General features: G+C 61.8%; 9 protein-coding genes. 4 read left to right on the plus strand and 5 right to left on the minus strand.

What is annotated here, in order from left to right; translation table 11 throughout:
- Nucleotides 1-219 precede the first annotated feature (219 nt).
- From JOZ06_RS09940 to JOZ06_RS09950, 3 genes are all read right to left on the minus strand, one after another.
- A complete protein-coding gene (locus tag JOZ06_RS09940) occupies nt 220-540 on the minus strand; it encodes a phage holin family protein (RefSeq protein ID WP_293231953.1) in 321 nt (106 codons plus the stop codon).
- Nucleotides 537-914, minus strand: a complete 378-nt coding sequence (locus JOZ06_RS09945; protein WP_293231955.1) for a putative holin — start codon at nt 912-914, stop codon at nt 537-539. The genes JOZ06_RS09940 and JOZ06_RS09945 overlap by 4 nt, the downstream gene beginning before the upstream one ends.
- 111 nt (nt 915-1,025) lie before the next feature.
- Complete coding sequence (locus tag JOZ06_RS09950; RefSeq protein WP_293231957.1) at nt 1,026-1,424, minus strand: hypothetical protein; 399 nt, start codon at nt 1,422-1,424, stop codon at nt 1,026-1,028.
- Nucleotides 1,425-1,595: 171 nt separating this feature from the next.
- Between JOZ06_RS09950 and JOZ06_RS09955 the strand changes: the two genes are divergently transcribed.
- From JOZ06_RS09955 to JOZ06_RS09965, 3 genes are all read left to right on the plus strand, one after another.
- Entirely contained in the window at nt 1,596-2,798 is a 1,203-nt protein-coding gene (locus tag JOZ06_RS09955; RefSeq protein ID WP_293231959.1) for an MFS transporter, read from the plus strand.
- Nucleotides 2,799-2,935: 137 nt separating this feature from the next.
- The gene (locus JOZ06_RS09960) at nt 2,936-4,240 is read left to right on the plus strand and encodes an MFS transporter (protein WP_293231961.1); all 1,305 of its coding nucleotides are present in this window, start codon (nt 2,936-2,938) and stop codon (nt 4,238-4,240) included.
- A gap of 60 nt (nt 4,241-4,300) precedes the next feature.
- Nucleotides 4,301-5,155, plus strand: a complete 855-nt coding sequence (locus JOZ06_RS09965) for a hypothetical protein (protein ID WP_293231962.1) — start codon at nt 4,301-4,303, stop codon at nt 5,153-5,155.
- Here the strand turns inward: JOZ06_RS09965 and JOZ06_RS09970 are convergent.
- Entirely contained in the window at nt 5,128-6,309 is a 1,182-nt protein-coding gene (locus JOZ06_RS09970) for an FprA family A-type flavoprotein (protein ID WP_293231964.1), read from the minus strand. The two genes, JOZ06_RS09965 and JOZ06_RS09970, sit on opposite strands and share 28 nt — an antisense overlap.
- 565 nt (nt 6,310-6,874) lie before the next feature.
- On the opposite strand from JOZ06_RS09970, the gene JOZ06_RS09975 reads away from it, so the two are divergent.
- Nucleotides 6,875-7,978, plus strand: a complete 1,104-nt coding sequence (locus JOZ06_RS09975; protein WP_293231966.1) for a porin — start codon at nt 6,875-6,877, stop codon at nt 7,976-7,978.
- Between the two features lie 197 nt (nt 7,979-8,175).
- On the opposite strand, the gene JOZ06_RS09980 is transcribed toward JOZ06_RS09975, so the two are convergent.
- Nucleotides 8,176-8,685: hypothetical protein (locus JOZ06_RS09980; RefSeq protein WP_293231968.1), on the minus strand; the 510-nt coding region annotated here is incomplete at its 5' end.

The following is an 8,685-nucleotide window of genomic DNA, read 5'->3' on the forward strand; positions in this document are numbered from 1 at the left end:
ACGGGAATGGAGGCGCCGCGTCGCGCCGGGCAGTATCGCGGCAGCGTCGAAGGCGGGTGTTGTCCTGGATCAATACTCGGCTGGGCCCTATGCGAGTGCGTGTCCGGGGCTGTAGGGTGCAATCGCTGCGCAGCGCGCGGCATTGCACCAAACGCCTGACGACATGCCTTCGATTCCCGGGCCGTGCGTTGCTTCTCGAACGCACGCTACATTATTGCCCTAGAGCCACGTCCGTCTTTTGAGCACCCGCTGCAGCAACGATACGTGGGTATCGCAGCGAGGCCGGAAGAGCTTGGTCACGTCGCCGTCAACCGCGAACAGCGCGGCCACCAGCACCGCGTTGAGCAGCATCTGCGCCAAGCCGTAGCCGGGCGAGTGCTCGAGCCACGGCAGGATGGCGGCGGCGCCGAAAGCGATGATGAGCAGATAGGCCAGCATGCTGGCCCAGGGATGATGGGCGGCGCCGCGGCGGGTGAAGAAAATCAGCCGCAAGCAGCCGGCGAGGCACAGCACATCGTTGAGCAGGTCGAGGTATCTCATTTTTGGTCGCCTTTCGGACCGGGCAGCAATTCCGCCGGGTTGTCCGCCCGGGCAATCAGACGGGTCAGTACTTTGATCACCAGGGCCGAGGCGAGCAGCGCGCCAACGCTTTCCGAGACTTGCACATGCGCGGGCAAAAACGCCGTCAGCAGCGCCGAAGACAGCGGCGCGGCGATCAATCCGGCGACGAAGGCTAGAATCAGAAATACCAGCTTCTTGATCGGCCCTAGATCGTTGCTTGAGAGCACGAACACCGAGGCGCCGGCGAAGGCGCCCAGCACGGTGGTGGCGTCCAGGCCCGGGAATAGCGTCAGGATGCTCATGCTAGCCGCGCCGGCCGTCATGACGGCGGCGGTAGAGGCGGGTTCTGCCATGTTCATCCCCAGTATTGGCTACGTGGGGCAGCAGTATAGGGCGGGACCGGGGGGATGTAGCGTGGCCAACGCCCCTTCACGTTGTCGCCGCTATCGTGATTTCGTGTCAGGTCATTCTTGTGTCGGCAGCAACGCTTGCCGCCGCCACGCGAGCCCAAGCGCCGCCATCCCCCAGGCGACCGTCATGAAATTGGCAAGCGAGAACATCACGTGGAAAACGCGCGCTTCGTGCAGCCAGCCGCTCAGATGGTTGAGACCCAGCAATAGCGACAGGCCGCACAGCAACACGGTCGTGCGCCATTTCAACGCCAACGACGGCTGTCGCGCGACCCAAGCGAAAAGGGCTGCGGCGAAGAGGTCGAAATAGGCGATTTCCTGTTGCCAGTGCGGTGACAGCGCCCACGTGGTGCCTGCCGCGGTCCACGCCGGAGCGATGAGATGCGCGGCGGCGGAGCACAGCGCGCCTAGCGCCCAGAGCCTTAACAGCAGATTGAACGGCCAGGGATTCATGGATTCTCCTTGGTGATGCGAGATGCATAATTGTTGTGGAGTGACAGTTTAATTAAATTAATCATTTCGGCCAATGCAGCCGGCCGTATTCAACCTGGGTTTGATAGAATAGACGGCGTCGCTTCTTTTCATCCGCCATGAGCCCAAGGTTTGGGCTTGCCGACCATTTCGATGACAACGACTCAAACAGCGCAAGGACACGCGGGCCCTGTACCTGGCTCGGCGCTGAAAATTTTTTCCTGCGTGTTTTTCACCTTCATTTGCTATCTGACCATCGGTATCCCGCTGGCGATTTTGCCGGGCTTCGTGCATGGACAGCTGGGGTACGACGCTATGCTGGCCGGGCTCGCCATTAGCACGCAGTATGTGGCGACGGTGCTGTCACGGCCCCAGGCCGGGCGGATGACCGATCTGCTGGGGCCGAAGCGCACGGTGTTATATGGTTTGGCGGCTTGCGCCGGTAGCGGGGTGGCGACCGTGGTCTGTGCGAATCTGACGGCGACGCCATCGTGGGCGTTCGGCGTTTTGGTCGCCGGCCGTCTGTCGCTGGGCATCGGCGAGAGTATGGTGGCCACCGGCGCCATCATGTGGGGCATTGGCCGCGTGGGCGCCGCCCAGACCGCCCGGGTGATTTCCTGGAACGGGGTGAGCTCGTATTCGGCCATCGCGCTGGGGGCGCCGCTGGGCGTCGTGCTGACGCAGTATGGCGGGCTGATGGCGACGGGCATTCTGGTCGCCGTCATCTCGCTGTTGTCGATAATTCTCGCTTGGCGTTTGAGCCCCGTCGCCACTGTCACCGGCAAACGCCTGCCCTTCACCCGGGTTCTGCGCCACGTGACGCCCTATGGCGTCGGGCTGGCGCTGGGGGGGACGGGGTTTGGCGTTATCGCGACCTTCATCACGCTGTTCTTTGCCCACGAACATTGGGCGGGCGCGGCCGGCACCCTGACGTTATTCGGCTTGTGCTTCATCGGCGTGCGCTTGCTGTTGCCCAACGCCATCAACCGTTTCGGCGGTTTTCGCGTGGCGATCGCGTCGTTCTTGGTGGAGTCGGTCGGCTTGGCGATATTGTTCCTGTCGTCGGGTGAGCCGATGGCCTATGCCGGCGCCGCGCTGGCCGGCGCGGGGTTCTCGCTGGTGTTTCCGGCGCTGGCGGTCGAGGCGGTGCGTGCCGTGCCGTCGCAAAACCGCGGCACGGCGCTGGGCGCCTACTCCGTCTTTATCGATTTTTCCTTGGGCATCACCGGTCCGCTGGCGGGGGCGATCGTCAATGGCTACGGTTACCGGGGCATGTTTCTGGCCTCATGCGGCGGCGTCTTGTGCGCGCTGTTGCTGTCGCTGTGGCTGTCCGCCAGACGCCAGCCGGCGGCGTAACCCCGGTGGTCATGCGTCAGCGCCAGCCATTGGCTTGGCGCACATTCCTTGACACATTTCTTGTTGGCCTCGGCGCATGCCGCCGGTAAATTGGACGGCTAACTCTTCTGTCGGATGAAAGATAAAGGGGCGTTCACTTGCTGTACGGCGAAAGTGCCATTAAAGGGCTTCTGCGTAATACTTTCCGTTCGCTTGGCGAGTTCAATTACCGGTTATGGGCGATGGGCGCGCTGATCTCGAACATCGGCACCTGGATGCAGCGCACCGCGCAAGACTGGCTGGTGCTGATCGATCTGACGCACCGCAACGCCACGGCGGTTGGCATCGTCATGTCATTGCAGTTCGGTCCGCAGATGATATTGACGCCGCTGGCGGGCCGCGTGGCCGACCAATTCGACCGGCGCAAGGTGCTGATGACCACGCAGGCTGTGCAGGGCCTGCTGGCGCTGGGGTTGGGGCTGCTGTCGGTTTTGGGCTTGATCCGCCTATGGGAGGTGTATCTGTTCGCCGGCATGCTGGGCTGCGTGACGTCTTTTGATGGCCCCGCCCGGCACAGCTTCGTCTCGGAGCTTGCCAGCGAGCAATATCTGTCCAATGCGGTGGCGCTCAATTCGCTGTCCTTCAATGCCGCGCGGCTGATCGGCCCGGCCATCGCCGGTTTGATGATTGCCGCGGTCGGCACCGGTTGGGTGTTCCTTATCAACGCGGTGTCATTCATCGCCGTGCTGGTGTCGTTGTTCTACCTGCGCGTGCAATGGCTGTACCGCAAGCCGTCCGGCCGCCACGCCGAGGGGCGGTTCAGCGACGGGCTGCGCTACCTGGCGCATCGCCCCGATCTGTTGGCGATTTTGGCCATGGTGTTTCTATTCAGCTCCTTCGGGCTGAATTTCCCCATTTATATTTCCACCATGTCGGTCATGGTGTTTCACGGCGACGCCAAGCAGTACGGCTTTCTGACGTCGGTGATGGCGGTCGGCTCGGTGATCGGCGCGTTTTTGGCGGCGGGGCGCAAGGAGCCGCGCATCACCTTGCTGGTCGGCGGCGCGGCGGTGTTCGGCGCGACGCTGATGTTGGCCAGCGCCTTGCCATTCTACGGACTGTTTGTCCTGGCACTGATCACGGTGGGAATTTGCGCACAGACCTTCATCACCGCGGCTAATAGCGCCGTGCAACTGGCAACCGCGCCCGATATGCGCGGGCGCGTGATGGCGATCTATCTGGCCATTCTTCTCGGCGGCACGCCGTTGGGCGCGCCGTTTGCCGGCTGGGTGGCCGATACCTTCGGCGCGCGCAGCGGACTCTTGGTCGGCGCCACCGCCGGCGTGACGGCGACGCTGATCGGCGTGCGCTATCTGCGCCGCCACCGCGGTCTGCGTCTGTGTTGGGTCGATGGCCGGCCGCAATGGATTCTGCAGCCAGCGGCGCCGGGTACCGCGGCCTGACTACCATCTGAGCATGACATTTGACGTTACACTAAACTTTTTACTCCCGCCGCCGTTGCCATGACCACTGCCGCCATTGTTTTGCTGATCGATCTACAGAACGGATTTGCCCACGACGGCCTGACAGCCGAACAAGGCGGTAGCCTCTATGTACCGGGGGGCGAGCAGGTCGGCAGGGTCGCCGCCGGCCTGGTGCGCGATGCCCATGACACCGTGTTCGTGCTTAGTCAGGATTTTCATCCTGCCGACCATATCAGTTTTGCCGCGAATCACGGCGTTGAACCCTTTTCCACCATCAAGCTCAGCGCGGACGCGCAAGGTGTGTATCGCGTCGATGTCGGCGGCACATTGGCGCAAACCGCTTGGCCAGACCATTGCAAGCAGGGCACGGAGAGTGCCCAGCTGGTCGACGAACTGTTGGCCGAGCTGCCTGCCGATCTGAGCGCTAATCTTGCGAGCGCCGAGCCGGTGCTGTTCGCGCGCGACGGTCGCGGCAATGCGTTTTACGTGGTGCGCAAGGGTACGCGGCGCGACCTCGACAGTTATGGCATCGCCACGGAAAACGACGGCGTGAGCACCACGCGCGCCCCGGCGGTGTTTGCGGCGATTGCCGAGACGTGGCGGCAAGCTGGCGTGACCGATGCGCGGATCGCCATCGGCGGGCTCGCGACCAATTTTTGCGTCGAATTCTCCCACGACGACATCTATCGCTACCTGGTGCCGGCATTGCAAGCGCGCGGAATCGGCGCGCAGGTTTTTTTCCTGGCGGACATCAGCGCCGGCATCGCGGTATCGGCCGACGATGGCGCATGGCCGGATCTTGCCGCGGCGACCGACCGCATGGCGCAAAAAGGGACGCGGATCAGCCGTGTCGCGGACTGGTCCGCTCAGTCGCCGGCGGGCCGGTCGGCCTGACCGATTTCGCCGACCAGGCGATCGAGCGCGGCGAAGTCCTCCGCTTTGGGCACGCCGCTGGCGATCACCGGCGCGAACCACGTCACGTCGAGATTGCCCAGCAACGGCCGTAGGTTGTCCGGCATCGACGTGCCCCAGCCATACGAACCGATGATGCCGGCGCGCGTGGCCTTGGGCTTGAGCGCGTTGACCAGAAGGGCGGCGCTGGCCATGGCCGGATGAGGGCCATCCAATACCGTGGGCGATGCGAAGACCAGGGTGGAGGCCTCGACCAAGGCCGAGGCAAAGCGTCCGCTGTCGAGGTCGACCGTGTTGAACGGTTGTACTTTCCATCCTTGTTCCATCAGCCGGTCCAACAGATAGCCGACCATGTTGCGCGTGCTGTCGTACATGGAGAGATATGGAATGACGACTTCCGCCTGGGGCGTATCCCCTGCCCAGCGCCGATAGAGGTCCAGAATGAACGCCGGCCGGGCGTAAACCGGCCCGTGGCTGGGGGCGATCATGGCGATGCGCTCTGTCGCCAGCCGGTCGAGGTGCTTGGTGACGTGCTTGCGGTAGGGCATCATGATCTCGGCGTAGTACATGCGCGCCGCGCGTTCGACGCGCGCTTCGTCGTCGGCGAACAAATCCGATGTGGCGAGGTGGGCGCCCATAAAATCGCAGCTGAATAGAATGTTGTCCGGTTCGAGCAAGGTGGCGGTGCTGTCCGGCCAATGCACCCAAGGTATCCACATGAAGCGCAGCGATTGGTCGCCCAGCGACAGCGTGTGGTTGTCCTGAATCAGACCGAACATCTCCTTCGGCAAATCGAGACTGGCGGCGAGCAGGCTGCGGCACTTGGCGTTGGCCAGCACTTTGGCCTCGGGGTACGCGGCCAGCACCGCCGGAATCGCGCCGGCGTGATCGAGCTCGGCATGGTTGCTGACGATGTAGTCCAAGCGCGCGAGCCCAAGGCTTTTCAGCGCCTGGACGAAATCGGCCGCCATCGACGGATGCACGGTATCGATCAGCGCGGTGCGCTCGCTGCCCCTGACCAAGTAAGCGTTGTAGCTGGTGCCCTCGGGCAACGGCACCAATTCGTCGAATAGCTTGCGATCCCAATCCTGCGCAACGAACGCGTACACGTTCGGCGCCAATTCCCTGACGATCATGATGTTCCCCCGCGGATGGTCTGCATGGCTGTCGCCTGCACTATCGATCCGGCCTTGGCGGGGGTGCAATCCGAGCTCGCCATTTCGAGGGCGACTGTCCTATTTAGGGACAACGGCTGCGGGGGGAGGTTATGGGATGGGAAGATATCGTTGCCGAGTGTTGTTGTAAAACTACATGGCGTTGGCGATTCGTCGGGCGGTTGACGGCGATCAAATGGCCCTGGCCAGAGATGACTGTGTAAATGCAGCAACAATTGTTGACTACATTAGTCCCTTGTTCTGTATGCATTTTTACAACAATGCCGTTAACGCGCAGATGAGTGTCGCTTTTTTGTAACAATACAAAAATTACAAAAATTTTAAATATCAAACACTTAAGTATTTTTACGCAGTGCAACAAAATCGGCGTGTCAACAACTTTGCCACATTATTTGCTGTAGTTTTGCAACAACAACCCCGACGGCACATAAGATTCGCTCAACCACCAACACAGGGAGGTGGTTATGGTCGCCGCGTGTGGCAATGCCATGCGCGGCCCACATAACTAATGCAGGAGGGGATCACAATGAAACTCAAGCAAATCACTCTGGCCGTTTTGGCCACCGTCGCAGTCGGTGCTTCCGCTGCCGCTATGGCCGATGATGCCGGTGTTACCATCTACGGCTTCATGCGCGCTGGCGTGGTGAACTTCAACGGCAACGCCAACCAAGTTTGGGGTTACAGCTCGGCTCCCGCCCATGCTTCTACCACCAACGTTGCCGGCCGTTCTGAATTGAACTTCAAGGGCTCCGAAAACCTGGGCAACGGCCTGAGCTCGGTATGGCAAGTGTCCAACCGTTTTGCCACCACCGGTAACGGCTACGACGACCAAGACGGCAACTTCAACGGCCGTGGCTTTGCCACCAACGACAGCTTCGTTGGCCTGAAGAGCGACACCTGGGGCCGTCTGGTCATGGGTACCAACTACGGCAACTTCGAAGACGGTAAGTACGACAACTCCTTCGTGGTCGGCCCGGACCAAATCCAAGGCTGGTTCGGCAACATCGAAGGCCACAACATGGTCCGTTACGACCTGCCGACCTTCGCCGGTATCAACTCGTCCATTCAGTACGCTACCGGTGAAAACGCAGGCTCTGTTAGTGGTACGCAAGCTTCGCAGCACAACACCACCCTGGACGTGAATTACGACAACGGCTTCTGGGGCTTGTCGGGCGCGTACACCGTGGCCAACAACCAGTTCGTCGGCGGTGCCAACGGCTATGGCCGCACCGCTGGCTGGGCGACCAACAGCGCCGCTATGGGCACGCTGACCCAGGCGCACTTGACCGGCATGATCCAACCGCTGCCGTCGCTGCAATTCGCGTTCGAATGGGAACGTGACCGCATTGCTAGCGACACCGTCAACAGCACCGCGCTGTACGCCTACTACACCGTTGGCGCGGCTCAACTGGGCCTGCAAGGCGGCGTTCAGAACTACAGCGGCAGCAACAAGCCGAGCGGCCTGAGCAACGGCAAGTTCTACGATGCCTTCGTTCACTACAGCTTCAGCAAGTCGACCACCGGCTACGTTGAAGTAATGCAAAGCAAGGACGGTTATATGTCGTTGGCTAATGGTCAAACCAGCGGTAACCGTACCATGACCGACATCGGTCTGAGCAAGAGCTTCTAAGCATCTGATTGCTTGATGTAAGCAGCGCGCTACCCGCATGCTACGCGGCATGGGGGTAGCGGGCGGATATCGCGTTATCCGCGCGCTGTTTGTGGTTAAAGCCATTCCTTTCTTTGATGCTTAAGGATTCCCCTGAGCTCTGCCGCTTGTTGCTCGCAAGCGGCAGCTTTTTCTTTTAGGGATTTCCCTGTCGCGCATCACCGTACCGCCGGGCCCGCCAATGCGGCGATGCCCAGGTGGTGCAGTGTTTCTCGCACAATCAACAAGGTGGCGGCAAATGCCGGCGTCGTCGGAATGTCCATGCGCGCTGCGGGCATGCCGGCGATGGTATCGGCCAGGCGGTTGAACAGCCGCTCGATCGCCGCGCGTTGCAATACCCAGTCATCGCTGACCACGGCGCCCGCCGCGCGGGCGAGCTCGCCGATCTCGGCCTGCGCGCTCCATAGCGTGCGGTCCGCGTACATCGGGCCGTGCAGCGTCTGCAACTGATCTTCCACGTCGATAATGGCCATCTCGATGTCATAGGCGGACGGTAGCCCGGTGTCCGGCCAGCGGCCTTTCCAGCTTGCGGGACCGATCGCCAGCGTGCGCGTGTCGCCGCGGCCGGCATCGATCAAATGCATCTGCCGGTCCTCCAGCCGTAATTGAACCGGGGCGCTCACGGGGTGGGTTCCTGTAGCCAAGGGGAAATCCATTGCAGCCAATCG

The organism is Paludibacterium sp. (assembly GCF_019232825.1).
GTDB lineage: Bacteria > Pseudomonadota > Gammaproteobacteria > Burkholderiales > Chromobacteriaceae > Paludibacterium.